We start from the raw sequence: 21543 nt of genomic DNA, 5'->3' as shown, positions 1-21543 counted from the left end.
TTAATTTGTAAATGTATTAGAATTACTTATCGAGCAATATGTCATGAATCTTTGCAAGATCAGTCTTACCTTCGATGATCTCATCAGGCGTTAGCCCTGAAAGCTCATGCGGGAATACCAACCACTCATCTGATTCATGAATGTAGTAATCAGGTTTCATATCAACCTTGGTATTCTTAGGCTTATAGTATGGGCATGCAACACGAATATCTTTAGGTAAGTTTAAACGCATAAGCTCAGAAAGCTTTTCTTTCAGAGCGAAAATACTACGGCCTGAATCAAAAACATCATCAACAATCAGTAAAGAATCACCCGCATTAGCTTTTTCAATAATGTAATGTAAGCCATGAACTTTGATTTCTTTTGACTGTTGATTAATACCGTAATACGAAGAAGTACGCACTGCAATATGATCCGTTTCTATACCTTTGTAGTCATAGTATTCTTGCACCGCAATACCAATTGGTGCGCCACCACGCCAAATACCAATTATAAAATCAGGACGGAAACCGTCTTGGTAAACTTGCGCAGCAACGCGAAAAGAATCTTCAAGTAATTGTTGCGCCGTGATGTAAGTCTTATCAGACATAATAGAAACCCCAGTGTAAGTAGTTAAATCAAGTGTAGTCTAAGCAAGACAAAGTTAACCACCTGAAAAGCTGTGGGGCGAGATTTTATACTAATTTGAGCGCAAAATCTTGCTTCTGAATAATTTAATCACTATTAACAGGCTTGGCTTGACCCGTAAGTGATTTAAGTTAGGATAGATTCAAAAGGTTATGAGGGAATCACAATGGATGCATGTATAAATCAACTCACTCAGCAATTACAGCAGCACCAAATACAAGCCATTGTTGATGACTTTCCTAAGTTATCTGCGCAGCAGCAAAGCATGCAACTGCTTCACTTATATCAAAGCGCACAAAGAATGGATGTAAAATATACCTACTTACAAAATATTGCGACCCATATTTTAACTCAACACCCTATTCCAACTTTATTAATAAACCAGTTTAAAGAAACAGATCAGCTAAGCTTTTTTACTCCTGGGCTTAAATTCAATAATGGCTTTGCCCTACAAAATGATTCAAGAAATAATGTCATACACAGTTTATTTAGCCGCTGTGATGCTGAAAAACTGCCATTTAATTATGTGCGCTCGCTCATGTTATTTGAAAGTAACGAGACTCTACTATTGGCATTAACGCAGTATAATAATCAAGCACTGACACCGGTGGCTAGTTATATAACCTGTAACCTTAGCCAAACTAATTTGCCTAAGCATGAATTTTCAGCGCTGCTCGCTTTAATGGAAGTAGAGTTAACACAAAATAAAGAGGTCAACACCACTGCTTTTCTAAAAGCCTTAGTCGCGCTAAAAACCACGTTGCATAACACACTCAATGAATACACTATTTTACTGGCAAGTGCTTATTTACGTTGTAAAACGCAGCAGCTCGAAAGCTATTTAGTCCGATAAATAGTATTCAATAGTGGTTACCACTCGTACTTTTTTAAGTTGTGGTGTGTTTGAATCTCTATTTGAAATACTAAACTGACCTTGTCGAGCTGATTTAATTTTGCCTAATTTAGATTGTGAATCTTTTGCAAATTTAATTGCTACTTCCCGTGCCTTTTCAGTGGCTTCTTGCACCATTGCAGGCTTAACATCATTGAGCCCAGTAAATAAGTATTCAATACGAGTCTCGTAACTATCTTGAACTATCGCGATGCCTTGTTTAGCTAATTGCCCTACATGTGCAAGCGCATTTTGTACTTTACTAGGTTGTGATGAGTAGACGGTTATATTAGCACGGGCAATATAACGAAACTGCTGATTATCACTGGAGTATTCACGAGCTTGTTTATCAACAATCGATTGTGCACCGCGACTTATTTCATCGTCATCAAAACCATGTAACTTTAGAAATGCAGTAACAGCATTATTTTTTCGCTCAATACGCTCAACCAACTTTTCAAGGTTATTGTCTGCATCACTAAATTGCAGCGGCCAAATGACAGTATCTGCAGGCACTTCCATTTCAGCAAGCCCCTTCACTTCAACTGTCCGCTCCATGCTTTTCACATCAAGCGCAGCACTTTTAAGGATCAAACCTAACCCGAGTAGGCCAATCGATATGGCTATCGCAGCGATTACGATATGGGAAGCTTTTGTGTTGATCATGTTTATTCCTTGATATAGATCTACTTAAGTACTCGAAAACTAGTACTAATAAGTGTTAGATTGAAATTTAAATGGTAGAGTTTAAGTGTTTCACCTTAACCGCCACTTTACAGCGAAGGAAAAGCCATGAGTGTAAAGCGCATTAGTCAATTTTTTAACCCTACTTCAGTTGCCGTTATAGGTGCATCAAATAATCCCTCTCGCGCAGGCTTTATTGTAATGCGAAACTTACTCCAAGGTGGTTTTAACGGCCCTATCATGCCCGTCAGCCCAACACATAAAGCGGTGCATGGCGTATTAGCTTACCCCTCTATAACAGCCTTACCTAAAGTGCCTGATTTAGCTGTAATTTGCACCAACAAACATACTGTTACATCAATAATTAAGGAATTGGGCGAATTTGGTTGCAAAAATGCTGTAGTCATCGCTGCAGGACTCAATGTAGAACAAAAAAACGCACTGCAACACGCAGCTAAAGAAGCAAATGTGTCATTACTTGGACCAAACTGCCTAGGTTTGTTAATCCCTCATATTGGCTTGAACGCCAGCTTTTCTCATACGGTAACAACACCTGGAAAAATAGCCTTTGTATCTCAGTCAGCTGCAGTGTGCTCAACTATACTAGACTGGGCGAAAAACAAAGAAATTGGCTTTTCTTATTTTATCTCAGTGGGTGACTGTTTAGATATCGGTTTTGCTGAACTACTGGACTTTTTAGGACGCGATGCCAAAACCAAAGCGATTTTATTGTATATAGATAATATCGAGAATATTCGCAATTTTATATCAGCCGCGCGTGCCGCTGCATTTAGCAAACCTGTCATTGCAATAAAAACAGGAAAAACTGCCGCTGGCGCACTCGCCGCAGAAATTCACACTGGTGGTAAGCAAAGCTCCGACGCTGTTTACGACGCCTTATTTCAGCGTGCGGGTATGCTGAGGGTAAGTGATTTAACGGAGTTATTTGCTGCAACTCAAACGCTAGCAATGCACCCTAAACTACTACAAGTAGAACAACTGACTATCTTAACTAATGGTGGCGGCCCAGGAGTTATGGCTGTAGACAGCTTATTGCAAAGCTCTGGTAAATTAGCACAACTTAGTGACGAAACGCGCGCTGCGCTTAATAAAGTTATTCCGCAATCAGATATGACTTCAAATCCGGTTGATATTTTTGGCGATTCATCGCCAGCACGCTATAAGCAAGCACTCGAAATATTACTGCACGCTAAAGAAGTTAAAAACTTACTAATCATTCATACTCCCTCTGCGATTGCACCGAGTGAAGAATATGCACACATTATAGCGCAAACACTCAGTAAACTCCCTAAGATGGCGCGCCCTTATGTAATTACCAACTTCATGGGGGAAGATGCAGCTTATGCGGCTAGAAAACTTTGTAGCAACTTTGCTATTCCAACTTATCGCACTCCCGAAGGCGCTGTCAGAGCATTTATGCATTTAGTGAGTTACCGTAGAAATCAAAAGCATCTAACACAAACGCCAGAGTCAAATACTGATGATGCAAAAATTAATAAACTTAGCGCTAAAGAACTTGTTAATGAGTTTTTAGCCGAGCAACAAAGCTATCTTTCAACTCATCAAGCGAGCCAGATCCTGACTCATTACGGTATTGAGTGTATTCAAACCGAAGTAGCATACACCCCGACAGAAGCAAAAGAGCAAGCTATTGAGTTAGGGTTTCCGGTTGCGCTTAAATTGATTAGCCCAAGCATTCCTTCTAAATCAGAGGTTGGTGGCGTTGTATTAAACCTCAATGATGCACAAGAAGTTGAGCAAACAGCATTTGCTATGTTGCTACGAATTAAAAATACCTACCCAGATGCGGTAATTGAAGGGTTTTCGCTGCAAAAAATGGCACCGCGCGCAGGAGCTAATGAGCTACGTATCGCCATTAAAACCGAACCAAATTTTGGTCCTGTTATCTTGCTCGGTGAAGCTGGAACGGGGCTTGAATTTGCTCAATCAGCTGTAGCCCTACCGCCATTAAATATGAACTTAGCTAAATACCTAGTTGCTGCAGCGCATGATAAAGGCGTATTAAAAGACCGTGTTTTGCCAGAAAAAGTTGATAAATACCGTCTATGCGCTTTATTAACTCGGATCTCACAGTTAGTTATTGATCAACCGGATATTACATCTGTTGAGCTAAACCCAATACTGGCGAGTAACGGGCAATTTTTGGTACTTGATGCCACTATGACCCTAAGCCGTTATCAAATTCAAAGTAACCGCAAACGTTTATCAATTCGCCCTTATCCTATCGAGCTTGTGAAAAGCGTAACACTAAAAGATAAAAGTCTCGCTATTTTAAGACCAATTAAGCCTGAGGATGAACAAGCACACAAAGCATTTGATCAATCACTCACAAAAGAAGACCGCTACAAACGATTTTTTGGTGAGCTACCTCAGTTTAACCATGATCAGCTTGCTAAAATGACGCAAATTGATTATGACCGTGAAATGGCATTTATCGTGACCCAAGAGCAACAGGATCAACAGCTTACTTTGGGGGTTTCTAGAGTGTTGATGGATCCAGATAAAACCCGTGCAGAATTTGCCATTGTTGTACGCTCTAATTGCCAAGGCCTCGGGCTAGGCGGTATGTTAATGCGTGCTGCTATCGAGTATTGCCAAAGCCAAGGAGTGCAATTTATTGAAGGGATCACCTTACCTGAAAATACCGGTATGATAGAGCTTGCTCGTAAATTAGGTTTTAAAATTAGCCGCGACTTCGAAGAAGGTAGTATAAACATGCTACTTAAATTAACCAAATAGACTTAATACGGATACGACTTTGACTACCTTAAGAAAACGTACAGCTCTACTACTTGAAGGACATGGAGAGTACACCAAAGCCGGACACATTCTAGATATATTTTTAATCACATTAATTATGGTAAACGTAGTTGCTATTGTGCTGGAATCCATCGCGAGCCTTGCGCAAACTTATACTTACGAATTTTTAATGTTGGAAATCGTATCGGTCAGTATTTTTGCTATTGAATATATCCTGCGCTTATGGTCTTGTGTTGATCGCGCTGAGTACAAAAGCATAAAAACGGGGAACCTAAAACGCCGTCTGAAATATATGTTTTCTCCTTTAGCGCTAATCGACTTACTTGCTATCTTGCCGACTCTTTTAATGTTCTTTATTGCTTTTGATTTACGCTTCTTAAGAGTATTCAGATTGCTACGCGTATTCAAATTAACTCGTTACTCCCGCGCAATGCAATTGTTACTAAAATCGTTTCGGGACGAAAGTAGCTCCCTGATGGCTGCTTTTTTTATAATGGCTGTAGTACTTATTTTAGCTTCCTGTGGCATTTACCTCATCGAACATGATATTCAACCAGATAAGTTTGGCTCCATTCCTGCGGCCATGTGGTGGGCGATGGCTACACTCACCACGGTAGGTTATGGCGATGTTGTACCCGTAACCCCCCCTCGGGCGTTTCTTTGGTGGAGTGATCACGTTACTAAGTATGGGCATGGTGGCTATTCCTACTGGTTTACTCGCCTCTAGCTTCTCTGAACAATTACGCAAACGCCGTTTACATTTTAACGATGCGGTTCACGAAAACCTTCATGATGGGCTATTAGAGGACGATCAGCTCGAGCACTTAGAAACTCTGCGAATTAAATTAGGCTTAAATAAGCAAGAAGCGAATAAAATAATTAAAAAGCAACTAAACGCCCGCAGCCAGTACTTATATTGTCGTCATTGTGGCGCTAGGCAAGATTAGGGGCTAGCTAGATTTAATAAGTAAGGGTCATAACGCTATGATAATTTTTTATATCGTTTAGTCACTATCTAAAACAGCGCTCCAATCCTTCGCCAATAATGCAGTTACGTCATCACCTGGGATAGGCTTACTAAATAGATACCCTTGGAACATATTACACCCAAGTGCACGTAGAAAAGTAAGCTGTTGTTTAGTCTCGACGCCTTCTGCAACACACTCCTTCCCTAAACTCTTTGCCAATGTCAAAGTGGATTCGATAATCGCTTCATCGCCATTATCAACCCCGATGTCAGTGACAAAACTTCGATCTATTTTCAATACATCAATAGGGAAACGTTTTAAATAAGTAAAAGACGCATAACCAGTGCCAAAGTCATCCATATAGAGCCGACAACCAAGCTGTTTTAATCTCGCCATACTCTTTAATGCGTACGCGGAGTCATCCATTAGTACCGACTCAGTGATCTCAAACACCACAGTGTTAGGGCGCACTCCCGCAGTGCGCAAAGCTGTATTTATCTCTTCAACTAGCCCTTGATACTCAAAATCTAATGCTGAGAGGTTGATTGATACATATAAATCAGGCGTAATTAGCTGCCACTGCTTCAACTCTATTAATGCTCGTGACAATGTTTGTAGCATAATTTTTGTGATTAAACCTATGCTTTCAGCAACTAATGCAAATTCTTGAGGGTTGTTTACCGTGTTATCCGGCCAACGCAATAACACTTCGAATCCTTCTACTTTTTGCTCTTTTGCATTCACTATGGGCTGATAATGGTTGCAAAACTCATGCTCTTTATAAGCCTTATTTATTTGAGATTCTAAGTGTAGAGCCCGTTGTACATGTTGATTCATTTCTTGTTTATAAAACTGGTAACTGCCCTCTGCACTCTTTTTAGCATGGTATAAAGCAACATCAGCTGCTTTAACTAGGCTTGTGCTTGTCGATGCATCATCCGGGTAAAGCGCCACACCGATGCTTAGGCTGACATTAACAGTTTGCTGAGTCAGTATAATCCCTTCACTAACGCTGTTCATTATTTTGGCACACAGCAATACAACTTCTTCAATCTGCCCTACATCCTCGACCAACAACATAAACTCATCACCATTGAACCGAGCAATGCTGTCATTTGTACGTAACCGTGACTTAATTCGTTTTGCGACCATTTTAATAATGGTATCTGCAGCTTCGTGACCAAGTGAGTCATTAAAGTATTTAAAACGTTTAATATTAATATTTAATAATGCAACTTTGCTGCTATGAGACTCTGCTTGCTCTAGTGCATGTACAACACGGTCATTAAATAGGGTTTTATTAGGTAACCCAGTAAGGCCATCGTAATTAGCCAATAAAAACAACTCACTCTCAGCCATTTTTTGTGCATGAATATCCGTTAGAATGACCACGTAACTTTCGAGTCGGTTATCATTTCCTGCTACCGCGCTTATTTTTATCAGTACATGACGTAATTCACCATTTGCTAATCGCACCGTATCCTGTGCACTATAATGTTCACCGACTTGTTGATTTCTCATAATACGTAGATAGTTCATACGTGCTGTACGACTCATTCCGAGCTTAAGTGAACGACTCGAATGAAACTCAGCGGCAAAATTAAAGGCCGTTTGCAAAGATTGATTTGTAGCTAAAATACGTAAGTTTTTATCGAGTATAAACACCCAGTCACGAGTTTGCTCAAAAGCCGCACCAAATAAACGCGCATGCTCTTCAAAAACTAGTTCTCGGGTCATATTGGTGTATGTGCCCGCGACTTTCTCTGGCGTTCCTCCTTGCCAAGCAACAACTTTGCCAAAGTCTTTATACCAGCGCCAATTCCCGGCTTTATGCCGTAAACGGTAGGTACAATTGAAGTAACCTTTCTCTGTTGATAAAAACTCAAGCCACTCTAGGCGGAATTTTTGCTTGTCTTGAGGATGTATTTTTGCAAGGTAATCATCTAAATTAACCGTATCAACATCATAGCCCAACTCATTTTTTAATCGTGGCTGATAAATGATTGGACTTGATGACTGCCAATCCCATACCCCTGAATGACTTCCTTCTAACGCGAGCTTTAATCTAGCTTCACTTTCTTGGCTTTCTCTATGGGCTGCCAGCAATATTTGCTGTATTCGATTTCGACGCATCACCCACACAGTCACAATAGCCACAAATAGCAATACGTAAAGCACCATAAATATTGGAGAGCGCCAAAGCGGGTATTTTACTTCTATATCTAGCGTTGCGGGGTGAGTAAAGTCACCTGTTAACGGATCTTTTGCCCAAATTTTTAACTGGTATTCTCCTGGGTTCAACTTAGGAAAGAGTACGCGATTATTATTGCGGGTGTAGGATTTTTGTCCATCTGATAGCTGATATTCATAAATAATCCGTTCTTGATAATTGAATGCCATAGCTGAAAAAGCAACTTCAAGTCCAATATCATCGTGCTCTAAAATCACTCTCTCAATTGGCTGTTTTAAATCAACCGCTAATTCACGAGACATAATATCGATACTGGTTACATTTACATGCTTGATGAGGCCATGCTTAGGGCTATTATCTTCAGGGTAAAAATAAGTAAACCCTTTTAGTGTGCCATAAACAATTTGGCCTGTTTCTAAACGGGTAAACGCGCCACTATTGAACTCAGTTGATACAACACCTTCGGAGGTAGTAAATTGCTGAAAATGCTTGTTTTCAGGGTTTAAACGCCAAATTCCTTTATGGCTACTCATCCAAATCATACCAGATTCATCAAGTACCATGTCGTAAAGCAATGTCCCTAATTTATTTTTATCTAAATCAATAGTATGTAGAAGTTTATAGTTGGTTGCATCAAGACCTATCAGTCCAAAGTTAGATAACGAAATCCATAATACATTATTTTTATCAACGACATACGACATTACGTTAACCGCTACATTTTCATGTTGCTCTGGCACAGTATAAATTTTAGTTAAAGCATAAGTATCAGGATTAACGTGATAAAGCACACCTGAATTATAAAATAATGGTGAATCGGGCATGGTCGATAAAGGAGGTAAAAAGCCGTACGCTAAAAATGGCTCGAATTGCTCAAACTCACCAACTAAAGGCGTAATCATTTGTGTATCGATGTTGTAAATAAACATGCCATATTCTGGATGGACATAAAACAGTTGTCCATTTGGCATCAACACCGAGCCATGTACCCAACCATCAATTAGATGTTGCTGACCCGGGTCTCGAACCTTGGCAGGTAATACCTCATAACTATGTGGGTCAAAGCTAAACACCCCGCGATTAGTATGCAACCAAAGCTTATTTTTATACGGTGTTATTTTATAAATACTAAATTCAGTGGTAAATAAATCAACTTGATAATCTTTTAAAAACACCTCACCTTCAAGTGTTGTTAAATCAACGGCAGTGAGGCCGTTATGTGTTGCCAACCAAACACGTTCTTCAAACTCGGTGATCCCCCAAATAGATGGGTGCGACAATCCATCACCAATTATTTTACTCGCATCCAGATTTTCAAAGTGATAATTATCAAGTGGCAAATAAAATGCACCATCGCTTTTGGTCGCAACCCACATAGCTCCATTTTTATCTTTTACTATATCGATAATACTGGTATCTGAGAGTGCATATTCACTTTCTTGGATACGGGTATTTTTAACTAGTTCCCCTGTAGTTGCATCATACTTAAACAGCCCCTTATCCGTCCCTATATTATAAATGCCTTGTTCATTAATAATTTTCCAAATATTTAAATCCGGTAATAAAGTAGTATTTTTGAAGGGTGTATCTGGTCGTTCGAACATACTTGGTAAATTACTTATATCAACTTCATACAAACCACGTACGGCACCAACAAGCAGTTTATTATTATCGCCGAGGGCAAATGACTTAATATAGTTTTGATATATATGTTCAGGTTCAGTACTAAGATGTTCAAGCGGTCTATATTGCCCAGTACTCACATGATAAACATAGGCACCACTACTTGTAGCAATAAAAATATACCCTTGATGATAAAACAAATCTCTAATGACGGTGCTTCGAGTGCGCTCTGGCAACTCAAAAATGGTTTCGATGGCGCCACTTTCGATATCTAAGCGAGCAAAATCCCAGCCTCGACCTATCCAAAGTGATTTATCGTCCGAGGCCACCATACTGAACACAGATTGACTCAGAATCTGCTCTTCACTGGTTGGTTTTGATAAAAATTGCTTGTAGCTATCAGTAACAGGATCATAACGAAATAAACCCGCTAATAACGATGCTATCCATATATAGCCTTCGGGGTCTTGGTAAATGCGATCTATTATGACTTCATCAAGCTCACCATTAGGCCCAGAAATGTGTAGTACTTGATACCCGTCATACCGATTTAAGCCACCTTCTGTAGCCAACCAAAGGTAGCCATTATTATCAATTAACATTTTACTGACGTAACTTTGCGATAAACCTTCACTTGGTGATAAGCGCTTTACTTTGGCATTTATCTGAGCAGTTATTACAGTGCAGCTGGCTAACACCGCAAAAATAAAAATTCTTAACCAGTTACCCATGTAATATCCCAATTATTATTTTGTGTATTCAGGCAGACACTGTAAAGCGACGATATTCCGCCGCTTATAGACTCTAAAAAGTGTCGATATAGGTAGCGGTAATGTTAACACATAGTTAAACCCAATCGAGCGATAAAAATCAATTAAACCTTGGTATGCAAAAGTAAAAACAGCCTCTTGCTGCTTTGATAAGAGCAATAGTAATAACTTTTTAGCAATCCCTTGCTTTCGCCAGCGAGGGGCAACCAATAATGTAGATAAAAATAAATAGCCATCACGGCGTTGAATACGACACGCAGCAATCATTTCTAACTCAGCATAAACTACCCATATAATATCTTGTTTAGTTGCACGCCCTCTCGCCCCATACTTATTGTAAAACTTATTTACTAAAGGCGTTTTAATAGGCTCTAAACACACTATTCGAATCACAAATTAGCTCTGCATTAATGCAAGATACTGTTCAAATTGTTGTTTCAAAAATGCTTGCTCTGCAACAGGACGACTATTAATAGTGCTGTACACGTTCTCACGCGTATTTTTACCACGCTTGATTTGGTATGCCCAAAATGAGGCTTCATAATCGAGTTGAATTTGATATTTTTGCTCACGAGGCAGTGAGCATAAGTTGTATGACATAACTTCCAACTATTTCCAGAACAATACATTAGTCTTAAGTATATCAAACATTTTGTTTTTGTAAGTAAAGTAGTCCCTACTACCCTTGCACTATGTATGATTTATAAGTAAATTAGAGACAATTTCAAGTCCCGTTTTGGAAACAAACTATTGAATAAACTGCTTCTTATTCTTCTTATGACAAGCTTACTACTACCGGTAACTAGTAAGGCAAGCAATCAACATTTACTGTTTAACCGACCTGCTGATACTCCGCAAGCAAGATATGTTATCGATTTAATGTCAATGGCTTACAACCAACTTGGCTACAAGGTGCATATCATAGACTTTAATCATCAAAGTGCATTGGCGGCTGCAAATAACGGTATTTTGGATGGTCAATTAGGTCGTGTTAGCTCAATAACAGAACAATATAAAAATTTAACCATGGTCAACTTTCCATTGTTTGAATTTAATTTAATTTTACTAAAAAATTGCCTCCAATGTAGTTTTGAGCAGTTAGACAGTATCGCAATACAAACAGGTTATCCTGCGGCACAAGAATATTTAGATAATAACCCCTTCATTGGCAATGTTGTTAGGGTAAAGAGCGTCACAGCACAACTAAATTTGCTAACGCAACAAAAAGTAAGTGGTTTAGTATTACTCGATTTTATATTACAGACTAAGCACCCTAGCTTTGATATATCAGCATTTCAAACAGAAATATTAACAGCTATACAAAGCTTTCATTTTTTACATAAACGCCATAGCGCATTAATACCAAAATTAGAAGCTGAACTTATACGATTACACGAAAATGGTACTGTGCAGTTTTTAAGGGAAAAATACCATCTAGATTAAAAATCAAATCCACCTTGCTCTGAATGCTGAGGTTTATTAGTTACAGTATGCTGTTTTTGTAAATATCGTTTATAGCGCTGTTGGCAAAGGCTTAATACCTTCTTTTTTTCTGCGTTTGAAAATGAATTCCAGGCAAAACGCTCTTCGCGGCTGCGATAGCAACCTTTACAATATCCCCGATTATTTACTTCGCATATACTTTTGCAGGGGCTAGGAATTTCAAATATTTCAATTTGTTGCATTAATACTACGCTATTTACTCAACACTACTTTGAGTATAGCCCGTTTTTTCGACAAAAAAAAAGCCGCAATCAATGCGACTTTATTTAAAACACTTTTATCTCAACTTTCATCACTATGTATTTCAGCTTTACGATGAAATGGTTTTGCATACATAGCAGTGACTAAAGGCTTAAGCTCCGGTGGAACATTAGCCATGCGCTGTTCAAATGCTTTAGCATCTTTTTTATCAATCACCGCTTGCTTACAGCCACCAGCAATATAATTTCCTGGGTGCAAAAAGAATGAGTCAACAATTTGCTGATCTATTGTCTTTGCTAACTGCTCAGGTGAATCACATCCAGATTCAATCGGTTGGCCAAAAGCTAAATGTACATGCCCTTTCGCGGCACTAAAACCTTCCACAATACTGGCAATGTCTTCCCCTGCTGACTTCACATATTTACCATGCTGTTGCTTGTGGTAAAGCTCTTTCGCCTTTGCTAAAGCGCAAGGCTCGTACTGGTACGAAATCGACACAGGTACAATTTTTAATTCCCTAACATAGTCAGAAAACTCTTTCTTTTGCTTACGTCCTTGCAGCTGCAACATTTTTAATAAAGCCGGATCTGTTTGGTCAAAGCCATCTTTAGCACGTCCTTCTTTTTGCGCAATCCAAATTGGGTTCCCTTCAATTAATGAGTCATAAATGTAAGCAGATAACTGTGAAAGCGCTTTAAACATTTCTTTAGGTGCTTTAGCTGATCGCTTAACAATAAAGCTTTTATTCAAACGCATTAGCTCTGTAATGTATGGAATTTGCAATAAGTTATCACCAATAGCAATTCGCACAGTTTTCATCTTATGACTAAAGAGACCCCAATTCACTAATGCAGGATCAAGCACAATATCTCGGTGATTAGAAATAAATAAATAAGCTTGATTAGGATCTAGTTGATCAAGCCCTGAAAACGTAACTTCTGATGTAGTACGCTTTACTAACAAGCTAAGGTATTTAGCAACTTCTTGCTGAACTTGTTCAACCGAGCTGATATTCCCCCACTTTTTTTGTAATTGATGTCTGACTAAAAAGCGCGAAAAAAATGGGATGGCGGATATAAATCGCGGTAAGTTATATTTAGCTAACACATCTATAAATGCATTATCATTAATTAAGCGCGTAACCGAAGCGGCTACTTCATCGTCATTATAAGGTCTTATATCGGCGTACTTATCCACTAATTCACTCATTACTGCATCTATAAAGTTAAAAAAACGGCACGTAAAGTACGTACCGTTTATATTCTATCGCCGATTATAACTCAGGCGAGCAAAAATGCGAACTAAGTAGATGAAGTGAAAGCGTTACTTAATGTACATACCATTAAAAAAACACAACTATAACATTACATTACGCAATGCTCTTACCAGTTACTACAGTTCTGCCCCGCACTGCGATGATAACCAAACGTAGCATTAATGCCATTAAAATTAGCCCACAAATCATACTAAACCAATATGGCAGTATCTCATGCTCTTCACCCATTAAAGGACTAACAACAAAACCAAACTCAGCGACTAGAAAATCAGTTAAAAACCCGAACGCTATTGCCACTCCTATCACTGAAGTTAAATAGGCAAACACCGCCCGTTTACCAAGCTCTTTGGCAACAACCCCCAAGGTTGCAATATTCGTAGCAGGCCCAGCGAGCATAAACACTAGTACAGCACCTGGAGCCACGCCACTGAGTAATAAACCTGCCGCGATTGGCGTCGACGCTGTAGCACAAATATACATAGGGATACTTATTAAAATAACTACTGTCATCGCTAAAATGCCACTGCCCCACTGCGTTAAGAACGACTCAGGTACATAAGTTTGTACTAGGGCAGCAAAGAATAAACCAATCATCAGCCACACCATAGTATCTGAAAGTAACTTATTACAGCTAAACGTAACCGCCTGTTGTACTTTTTGCCATTGGGTAGGCTTTTCAAGTTGTTCACTCGCGCAGCAGCTAGCCGATTTAGTTGTTTCAGATTTAACATCAGAACTGCACGCGGTCTTATTAGGCTGTTGTTTTTCATTTTCAGTTGAGCAACAGCTTTCTTCAGCTGCTAAAGGGGGAGTTTCATTAGCGCAGCATGATGTTGCAGCAATTTCGACCTCATCGGCAGAGCAACAACTAGTCTTTTGATGTTGTGATAACTTTGCATCTTCATGTTTATTATCACTTTTAAGAGCGTCGCGCCCAACTAAAACTCCAGCAACAATGGCACTAGAAATTGCTGCAATAGGCCGAATGATAGCCATAAATGGTCCTAGAAGTACATATGACACAGATACAGAGTCGACGCCTGTTTCAGGGGTTGATACTAAAAATGCAGTAGTTGCACTTTTTGAAGCACCTGCTCGGCGTAGCCCTATGGCAGCAGGTATTACTCCACACGAGCACAAAGGCATGGGAGCGCCTATTAAGGCTGCTTTTACTGTGGTCCAAAATCCTTCTTTACCTAAATGTTTATTTAAAAAATTGGCGGGCAAATACACATTTAATAACCCAGCGATTAATAAGCCAAGCATCAACCAAGGAGCAGAAAGTAAAAATAGCTGCCAAAAATTATTGAGTAAGTCCATCTATATCCTCCAGGGTCGTTAAAATAGAACAGTTATCAGCAAGCTCTTCACCACCACAACATTTTTCAGCTAATACTGACAATGATTGATGAAAGCGAGTAAGTTCAGCGACTCTCTGAGCCACCAAATTACGTTTTTGTATAGTTAAGCTTTTAACTTCGTGACATGAATGCTGATGCTTATAAAGTTTTATAGCCAGTAGATCTTTAATTTCGGTCAAGCTAAAACCGACATCCTTAGCACGTAAGATAAACTGCATTTGTTTTAAATCTGACAAACTATAATCTCTATACCCTGCCTCTGTTCGTCTCGAAGGCATTAACAAACCATGCTTTTCATAGTAACGTAAGGTATCTGTAGATACACCAAGTTGAGCTGCAATTTCACCTATTTTCATTATGCTCTCCGATGAGTGTTTGTTAACTGATGCCCAGTATAAACCTTAGAGTACACACCAAGGTCAAGCATTTAAATTTAATTAAGGAAATACATGAACATTACCCTGCTCGATTCAGCCACTTTGGCAAACACTTCATTAGCGCCTTTTGAACAACTTGGTAACTTTAAACACTACACTTTGACTAATGCAGACCAAGTACTTTCCCATAGCAAAGATGCTCAAGTATTAATTACCAATAAAGTCATTTTAAACCGTACTACGCTAACACAATTACCTCAATTAAAACTTATCTGTGTAGCGGCTACCGGCACTAATAATATTGACCTCAAAGCCGCAAAAGAACTCGGTATTGCTGTGACTAATGTGGCTGACTATTCCACAGCTTCTGTTGTTCAACATACTTTCACACTAATAACAAACTTACTTGGCAACACGCATCATTATATTAAGGACGCTCAGCAAGGTATGTGGCAAAAAAGTGCTATGTTTTGCAGGCTTGATTACACCATTAACGAAATTGCAGGTAAAAACTTTGCCATCATTGGCTATGGCTCTCTAGGGAAAGCAGTTGCAGATGTAGCAAAGGCATTTGGCGCTAATGTGATCCTATGTGAACGCAAAGGCCAAGTTCCACGAGAAGGTAGAACTGAATTTACTGATGCAATCGAACAAGCTGACATTATCAGTATTCATTGCCCACTAACAGATGAAAGTCATGATCTGATTGGCACTACCGAGTTAGAACAAATGAAATCAACGGCTATTTTAATAAACACCGCTCGTGGCGGGATCGTTAATGAAGCGCAATTGGCTCAAGCTTTGAGTCAGAATCAGATTGCTGGAGCTGGATTTGATGTTTTAACAAAAGAAACCGGCAGCTGAAGATAACCCGCTTGTGAATTATTCCGGTGCTAACTTAATTTTAACTCCCCATATAGCCTGGGCGAGTGAAGAGTCGATCAACCGTTTAGTTAACCAAGTAAGCTTAAATATCAAAGCGTTTGCTCAAGGTGAGAGTCGAAACAGGTTGGTTTAATTTGCAACTTTTTGGTTATTAACACTAAAACCAGAGTGAAATTAATAACCAGAAAACCTTAAAAAATATAAACCATTGATTATAAACACTTAAAAAACTGGCCAACTATTTGCTATTACTAAACTAATAATTTCACAATTCATTAGAACTTAGGAATAATAAAATGAAAAAATTGATGTTGATTGCAGCACTTAGCACGCCCTTTCTTACTGGTTGTGTCATAGCCGTATCAGATGGTGAAGCGCAAACTCATTGGGCTGGTGACTCATCAACGAGTTGGCAAAAAAAACACAAAAATAATCGCGAAACGATTGCTAATTTAGCGTTAGATACCAATTACCAAGTTGTGTTAAATCGCTTGCAGACGCCTAACTTTACTGAGTTACTAAAAAAAGATGGTAATGTATACCAAGTCCTATTTTACGCGACTCACAGTATTCACTCTGATGGCAAAATGACTAAGGATGAATGTACACCCTTAGTATTTGAAAATGATAAACTAGTTGGTATCGGTGATACCATCTATCTATCACTCAGAGATCAGTAAAGCTCATTACCTTGACACAGACACTGTACGGGCGACGATTTGATCTCGCCCTGAGTCTTTAGCCTGGTATAACCCCAAATCAGCTTCTTCAAGTAACACTTGCTCAGCATAAATCTGCCCAGTTTCAGTCGTTGCAATGCCTAAGCTTATCGTTACATGTTCCGCATTCAGTGATGCTTTATGAGGAATATATAGCGAATTTACTGCATCACGTAACTTATTAGCAAATGCCAATGCTTCTTGCTTGCCCATACCAGGTAATACCGCAGCAAATTCTTCTCCGCCATAACGGGCTACAAAATCACACCCACGCTGACATTCCCCAACTAATGCATGAGCAACGCGCTTTAAACAGTCATCTCCCGCTCTATGCCCGTAGCAATCGTTGTAACGCTTGAAGTGGTCAATATCCATAAGAATAACTGACAATGGTGTTGAGCTTCGACGGCTTCGACGCCACTCTCTTGATAAGTTTTCGTCAAGATAACGTCTATTAGGAATCTCAGTTAAGCCATCTATAGAAGCAAGCATCTCAAGTAAGTCATTTTTCTGCTTAATTAATAATTGATTACGAACCCTTGCTCGTACAATTACCGTACTAAAAGGTTTCGCTATGTAGTCCATCGCGCCCAAATCAAAACCTTTTGCTTCATCATCATGGCTAGTGTTTGCAGAAATAAAAATAACCGGAATGGTTTGTGTAACAGGGTTTTCTTTGAGCTGTACTAAAACTTCATAACCATTAATGCCTGGCATAACTATATCAAGGATGATTAGATCAACTGTTGTCGTTTTTAAAAATGTTAGCGCTTTTTCACCGCTCTCAACGAGGAAAACTTCATGTTCATCGGCTAACGTTTTTTCAAGTACTAATCTGTTTAATGGATCATCATCTACGATCAGTACTTTCGCTTTCTTCAACATCTGCTGGTTCCTTGTATTTGAATAAAAGCAATAACTTGCTCTAATTCAATTATAAGTTGGTTAAAAAGTTGCGGTGCTATATTTTTCGAGCTGCGTATTGCAACCTCGAGCTGTTGTGCAATTAAGGATAGTCTAATAAAACCAAGGTTGCCTGATACACCTTTAATACTATGCACTAAGCGTTCCACAGTTTCAGGCTGCTGTTCTACTTTTAACTTATCACGCTGTGTTACACATAATTCAGCGAATTTACCAACCATTACTAATAGCAAATTATTATCACCTGCAAATTGGGATAATGCAAAGGTTCGATCAAAGAAAGCCGGAGTAATAATTTCAATCTCATTAATTGCTTGTAATAGAGTGTGTGCTACGATCGGTTTTGTCAGATGTTTATTCATCCCGGCAGCAAGCGAGCGCTCTTCATCTTCTTTCTCACAATGAGCGGTAAGCGCAAAAATCGGAAGCTGTTTTGAGCTATATTTCTTTCTCAATATCTTAGCAGCTTGTAGGCCATCGACTTCAGGCATTTGTATATCCATTAAAATTAAATCAGGCATAATTTTTTCAATTAAATTAATTCCCTTCATTGCGCTGTTCGCTACTAACGCATTAATACCAGCTTGAGCCAGCACGTTGCACATAATATCCAGATTAAGCTGGTTATCATCTATTACCAGTACCAATAAGCCACCTAAATCAGTCTTTGGTTGCGTAATAACTTGACTTTGTTGTTGTGTATTATTGGCTTCAATTAATAAACGCTGCGCTAATGCGGACCTACTAACGTAGCTAATATTCAAATTATTAATGTGCTCATTCAAAGCAGCATTGTTAGTTTTGATAACAAATATTTTTGTTTGGCACTTATTTAGAATGTCTTTTGTAGTTTTCTCTGACAGTAATAGATCCAAATCACTGTCATTTACAATAAAGTTATTATGGGGTGCTTCATTGATCCATGGGATCATTTGCGCAACGGTTCTGAATCTAGGCTTTGCCATAACCACACGCATAGTTGGTTCAAGTTGCTTTTGTTCAGCTTCTGATGCAATAACAATAGTGTTTCGCCAATCAAAATCATGTTCTTTTTTATCGCTTACTTCACTAAATGAGATAGTAAAGTAAAACTCGCTCCCCTTATTTTTTCTACTTATCAGCTCTATCTCGGATCCCATTAAATCAAGCTCGTACTTGACGATTGCTAGTCCAAGCCCGACTCCCTGATGCTTACGTGTTAACGATTCATCACCTTGAGTAAAGGCATCAAACAAACGTTTTTGATCATTTCTTTCAATACCAATTCCCGTATCAATAATACGAAAAGTAATAGCCTCAGAATCGTTTTCTGCGTGTTGCGATTTTTCAATTTTTAGGGTGACACCACCGCACTCTGTAAACTTCACTGCGTTTGTCAGTAAATTACCAATCACTTGCTGTAAGCGTATGAAATCTCCGGCTAGGTAGACTGAAATAGTGGGATCGACTTCAATATTAAACCACAAGCCTTTATGTGGGCATAAACCCAATAACAGACTCTCACAGCTATCAACCAGATCCACTAAACTAAAATCGACTAACTCAAGCTGAACTTGATTGCTTTCTATACGAGCAAAATCCAGCATTCGATTAAGCATAGTCAATAAATTTTGGGCAGATTGCTTTGCTTGAGATGCATGAAGCCCCTGCTGTGGCGATAGACCTTGTTGGGCGATCATATCAATTAAGCCCGTTACTGCATTAAGTGGTGTGCGTATTTCGTGGCTTAAATTAGCAATAAAGCGGCTTTTCGCTTGTGTTGCTCTTTCAGCATTCTGTTTAGCTTGCGTTAATGCACTTACATCTTGAATATGAAAAACATAATAGTAAGGTGCTTGTTGCTCATCCCACACTAACGATACACTTAACTGCCACCAGCAATTTGACTGCTGCTGAGCAAGCGTAAGATGATACACCTTTTGTTTTTCTGTTAATAATAGCCCAAGTAATGACTCTACCTCTTGCCACTGTGTAGGTGAAAAAAACGAACTAAACAATTGCGAATGTTGATGTTTATCAATATTAAAAAGATGCCTTGCCGCTTTGTTTAATTGTAAAACAGTATACTTTAACGACAACAACACCACGGCATTTGCAGCATACTCGATGGCGCTACGAAACTTTGACTCTGACGCTTTTAATGCCGTTAAGGCCTCCTGCTGTAGGGTAATATCGCGGCCTACTCCCATGGTACCAAGTAAGTGGTTTTGCTCATTATAAAAAGGGGCTATTGACAGGCGAAATAGTTTTTCACCGCTTTCTATACGCAACTCCGCTTTTGAGCGGCTTTTTAAAACTTGGCGTTCCAGCTCTGCAAGATGACTACTATCATCACTAATATCGCACAACTGCAATCCAACTAACTGCCCTTGCTCAACACCAATATATTGCTCGTAAGCACGATTACAGCCTAAAAAAGAGCCATCAATATTTTTAAAATAGATCAAATCAGGAACACTGTTTAGCATAGTATTTAACAGGGCTAAATGACGCTCTTTTGCTTCATAACTTCGAGCTAATTCTTTGGTTTTAATTTTAACTTGGTTATCAAGTGCTAAGTTAGACTGTTGCAATGAATTAACTAGCTGCTTATTTTTATTAAACACTGTTTTTATTCGGCTAAACCAAGGCTGCCAATTAACAGGTATTTGATAATCTAAAGAGTCAGAATAATACTCATCGTTCTGTTCAAGGTACGCCATTAAGTGTGTGATAGGTTTGACAAAAATGCGGCGGCTTAGCCAAAAAATGCCGCTAAACATCATAATTAAAAATACGCTCAAAAATATAAATTCAATAAAAACTTCATAGCGAATAGGAGATACTAACTGCTGCTGAGACTCATAAAAACCGGCATACACAGGTTGACGTTCAGGGGATTGAAAAATCACTAAGCTATCATCATCCAAGCCCATATTACCTGTGATAGACATGGGCCAGTATTGTTTGAGTTGAGAATATTTATTAATCGCTCCAGATGAGCTGGCAATGACTTGCTGTGAATCGGTTACAAAAATATACTCTCCACTATCTAACGATATTTTTTCTAACCAAGCAGACACGGCCTGCAAATCATATATCAAAATCACATAATCTCGGCTGGTGACACTTCGGCGCTGACCAAGTGCTAAATAATCTTTTCCTTCGAGTTTCACTACATTACTAGAAGCAAGTATGTCACCTCTAAATTTAGGTTCGAACCGATTATCCAAAATTTGCGTAAGAAACAAACTTGCGGTTTCATCGCGGCGTTTAACGTAAGCAAAACCTTGCTCATTAACGTAAGCGACTGCTGATAGCGATTTGATTAAAGAAAGTGCAGTATTAAAAGCAGGCCCTAATGCAATGACTTGCTGCCATTGAGCAATAGCTTGTGGAGTAGAAGAAAATCGTCCTTGGCCTACTATCTCCCCCCTTGCTGAGGGATTTTACGATAGTAATAGTCATTAAATTGATTAACATCATTTAGCCATTGTTGGTCAAAGTGATAATACAAAGGTTGTTCGTACTGTGCTAACAGCGTTTTTACTAAGCTTTCAGCAGCCTCCATTCGAAAGCTCAGTTGTGCGGCTAGATTATCAAAATCAGCATGATGCTTGGTAATTGTGCGCTCTAGTTTAATATTATACAGGTGCAAGCAAAGCACAAAAGCGACCAATAAGGGAACTATCAGTGCAACCGTTAGGGAGCGGTAATAATGCTTTAAAGGTAAAAAGTCCAACCTATGTTCCGTTGTATGG

General features: G+C 39.0%; 16 protein-coding genes and 2 pseudogenes. 6 read left to right on the top strand and 12 right to left on the bottom strand.

What is annotated here, in order from left to right; genetic code table 11:
* Positions 1 to 22 precede the first annotated feature (22 nt).
* On the bottom strand, positions 23 to 589 hold the full coding sequence (locus tag ACU8V8_RS02140) for a phosphoribosyltransferase (RefSeq protein WP_087533541.1): 567 nt from the start codon (positions 587 to 589) through the stop codon (positions 23 to 25).
* 204 nt (positions 590 to 793) lie between these two features.
* On the opposite strand from ACU8V8_RS02140, the gene ACU8V8_RS02135 reads away from it, so the two are divergent.
* Positions 794 to 1480 carry a hypothetical protein gene (locus ACU8V8_RS02135; protein WP_446888688.1) on the top strand — a complete coding sequence of 229 codons (687 nt, stop codon included), beginning with the start codon at positions 794 to 796 and terminating at the stop codon, positions 1478 to 1480.
* On the opposite strand, the gene ACU8V8_RS02130 is transcribed toward ACU8V8_RS02135, so the two are convergent.
* On the bottom strand, positions 1469 to 2185 hold the full coding sequence (locus ACU8V8_RS02130; RefSeq protein WP_446888687.1) for an SIMPL domain-containing protein: 717 nt from the start codon (positions 2183 to 2185) through the stop codon (positions 1469 to 1471). The two genes, ACU8V8_RS02135 and ACU8V8_RS02130, sit on opposite strands and share 12 nt — an antisense overlap.
* 126 nt (positions 2186 to 2311) lie before the next feature.
* On the opposite strand from ACU8V8_RS02130, the gene ACU8V8_RS02125 reads away from it, so the two are divergent.
* Together ACU8V8_RS02125 and ACU8V8_RS02120 are read left to right on the top strand one after the other, a co-directional pair.
* Positions 2312 to 4984 carry a bifunctional acetate--CoA ligase family protein/GNAT family N-acetyltransferase gene (locus tag ACU8V8_RS02125; protein ID WP_446888686.1) on the top strand — a complete coding sequence of 891 codons (2673 nt, stop codon included), beginning with the start codon at positions 2312 to 2314 and terminating at the stop codon, positions 4982 to 4984.
* A 19-nt stretch (positions 4985 to 5003) separates the two neighbouring features.
* A pseudogene (locus tag ACU8V8_RS02120) lies at positions 5004 to 5952 on the top strand (ion transporter).
* 57 nt (positions 5953 to 6009) lie between these two features.
* On the opposite strand, the gene ACU8V8_RS02115 reads toward ACU8V8_RS02120, so the two are convergent.
* The 3 genes from ACU8V8_RS02115 to ACU8V8_RS02105 are packed head-to-tail and all read right to left on the bottom strand — an operon-like array spanning position 6010 to position 11157.
* Entirely contained in the window at positions 6010 to 10518 is a 4509-nt protein-coding gene (locus tag ACU8V8_RS02115) for an EAL domain-containing protein (RefSeq protein ID WP_446888685.1), read from the bottom strand.
* A gap of 15 nt (positions 10519 to 10533) precedes the next feature.
* Positions 10534 to 10950: a GNAT family N-acetyltransferase gene (locus ACU8V8_RS02110; protein ID WP_446888684.1), complete on the bottom strand. Its 417-nt coding sequence runs from the start codon at positions 10948 to 10950 to the stop codon at positions 10534 to 10536.
* 3 nt (positions 10951 to 10953) lie between these two features.
* Positions 10954 to 11157 carry a DUF3283 family protein gene (locus tag ACU8V8_RS02105; protein ID WP_087533547.1) on the bottom strand — a complete coding sequence of 68 codons (204 nt, stop codon included), beginning with the start codon at positions 11155 to 11157 and terminating at the stop codon, positions 10954 to 10956.
* Positions 11158 to 11307: 150 nt separating this feature from the next.
* On the opposite strand from ACU8V8_RS02105, the gene ACU8V8_RS02100 reads away from it, so the two are divergent.
* Positions 11308 to 12000: a hypothetical protein gene (locus ACU8V8_RS02100; RefSeq protein WP_446888683.1), complete on the top strand. Its 693-nt coding sequence runs from the start codon at positions 11308 to 11310 to the stop codon at positions 11998 to 12000.
* On the opposite strand, the gene ACU8V8_RS02095 is transcribed toward ACU8V8_RS02100, so the two are convergent.
* The 4 genes from ACU8V8_RS02095 to zntR form a co-directional block, all read right to left on the bottom strand.
* Positions 11997 to 12242: a DUF1289 domain-containing protein gene (locus ACU8V8_RS02095; RefSeq protein WP_446888682.1), complete on the bottom strand. Its 246-nt coding sequence runs from the start codon at positions 12240 to 12242 to the stop codon at positions 11997 to 11999. The two genes, ACU8V8_RS02100 and ACU8V8_RS02095, sit on opposite strands and share 4 nt — an antisense overlap.
* A 100-nt stretch (positions 12243 to 12342) precedes the next feature.
* Entirely contained in the window at positions 12343 to 13470 is a 1128-nt protein-coding gene (locus ACU8V8_RS02090; protein WP_446888681.1) for a 1-acyl-sn-glycerol-3-phosphate acyltransferase, read from the bottom strand.
* A 160-nt stretch (positions 13471 to 13630) separates the two neighbouring features.
* On the bottom strand, positions 13631 to 14857 hold the full coding sequence (locus tag ACU8V8_RS02085) for an SO_0444 family Cu/Zn efflux transporter (RefSeq protein WP_446888680.1): 1227 nt from the start codon (positions 14855 to 14857) through the stop codon (positions 13631 to 13633).
* Positions 14841 to 15254, bottom strand: coding sequence for a Zn(2+)-responsive transcriptional regulator (gene zntR / locus ACU8V8_RS02080; RefSeq protein ID WP_446888679.1), 414 nt, complete (start codon positions 15252 to 15254; stop codon positions 14841 to 14843). Before zntR ends, ACU8V8_RS02085 begins: the two co-directional genes overlap by 17 nt.
* A gap of 93 nt (positions 15255 to 15347) precedes the next feature.
* Between zntR and ACU8V8_RS02075 the strand changes: the two are divergent.
* Together ACU8V8_RS02075 and ACU8V8_RS02070 are read left to right on the top strand one after the other, a co-directional pair.
* Positions 15348 to 16293 (top strand): annotated as a pseudogene (locus ACU8V8_RS02075) (D-2-hydroxyacid dehydrogenase).
* 163 nt (positions 16294 to 16456) lie between these two features.
* Entirely contained in the window at positions 16457 to 16840 is a 384-nt protein-coding gene (locus ACU8V8_RS02070; RefSeq protein ID WP_446888678.1) for a DUF3192 domain-containing protein, read from the top strand.
* Between the two features lie 6 nt (positions 16841 to 16846).
* Here the strand turns inward: ACU8V8_RS02070 and ACU8V8_RS02065 are convergent, their stop codons facing one another.
* From ACU8V8_RS02065 to ACU8V8_RS02055, 3 genes are all read right to left on the bottom strand, one after another.
* A complete protein-coding gene (locus tag ACU8V8_RS02065; RefSeq protein ID WP_446888677.1) occupies positions 16847 to 17764 on the bottom strand; it encodes a diguanylate cyclase in 918 nt (305 codons plus the stop codon).
* On the bottom strand, positions 17758 to 20958 hold the full coding sequence (locus tag ACU8V8_RS02060; RefSeq protein ID WP_446888676.1) for an ATP-binding protein: 3201 nt from the start codon (positions 20956 to 20958) through the stop codon (positions 17758 to 17760). Before ACU8V8_RS02060 ends, ACU8V8_RS02065 begins: the two co-directional genes overlap by 7 nt.
* Positions 20959 to 21206: 248 nt before the next feature.
* Positions 21207 to 21440 carry a hypothetical protein gene (locus ACU8V8_RS02055; RefSeq protein ID WP_446888675.1) on the bottom strand — a complete coding sequence of 78 codons (234 nt, stop codon included), beginning with the start codon at positions 21438 to 21440 and terminating at the stop codon, positions 21207 to 21209.
* Positions 21441 to 21543: the final 103 nt, after the last annotated feature.

It is taken from the genome of Pseudoalteromonas sp. SaAl2 (genome assembly GCF_052947895.1).
Note: the sequence above shows the minus strand (reverse complement) of the source record. Positions and strands in the feature narration are given on the sequence as shown.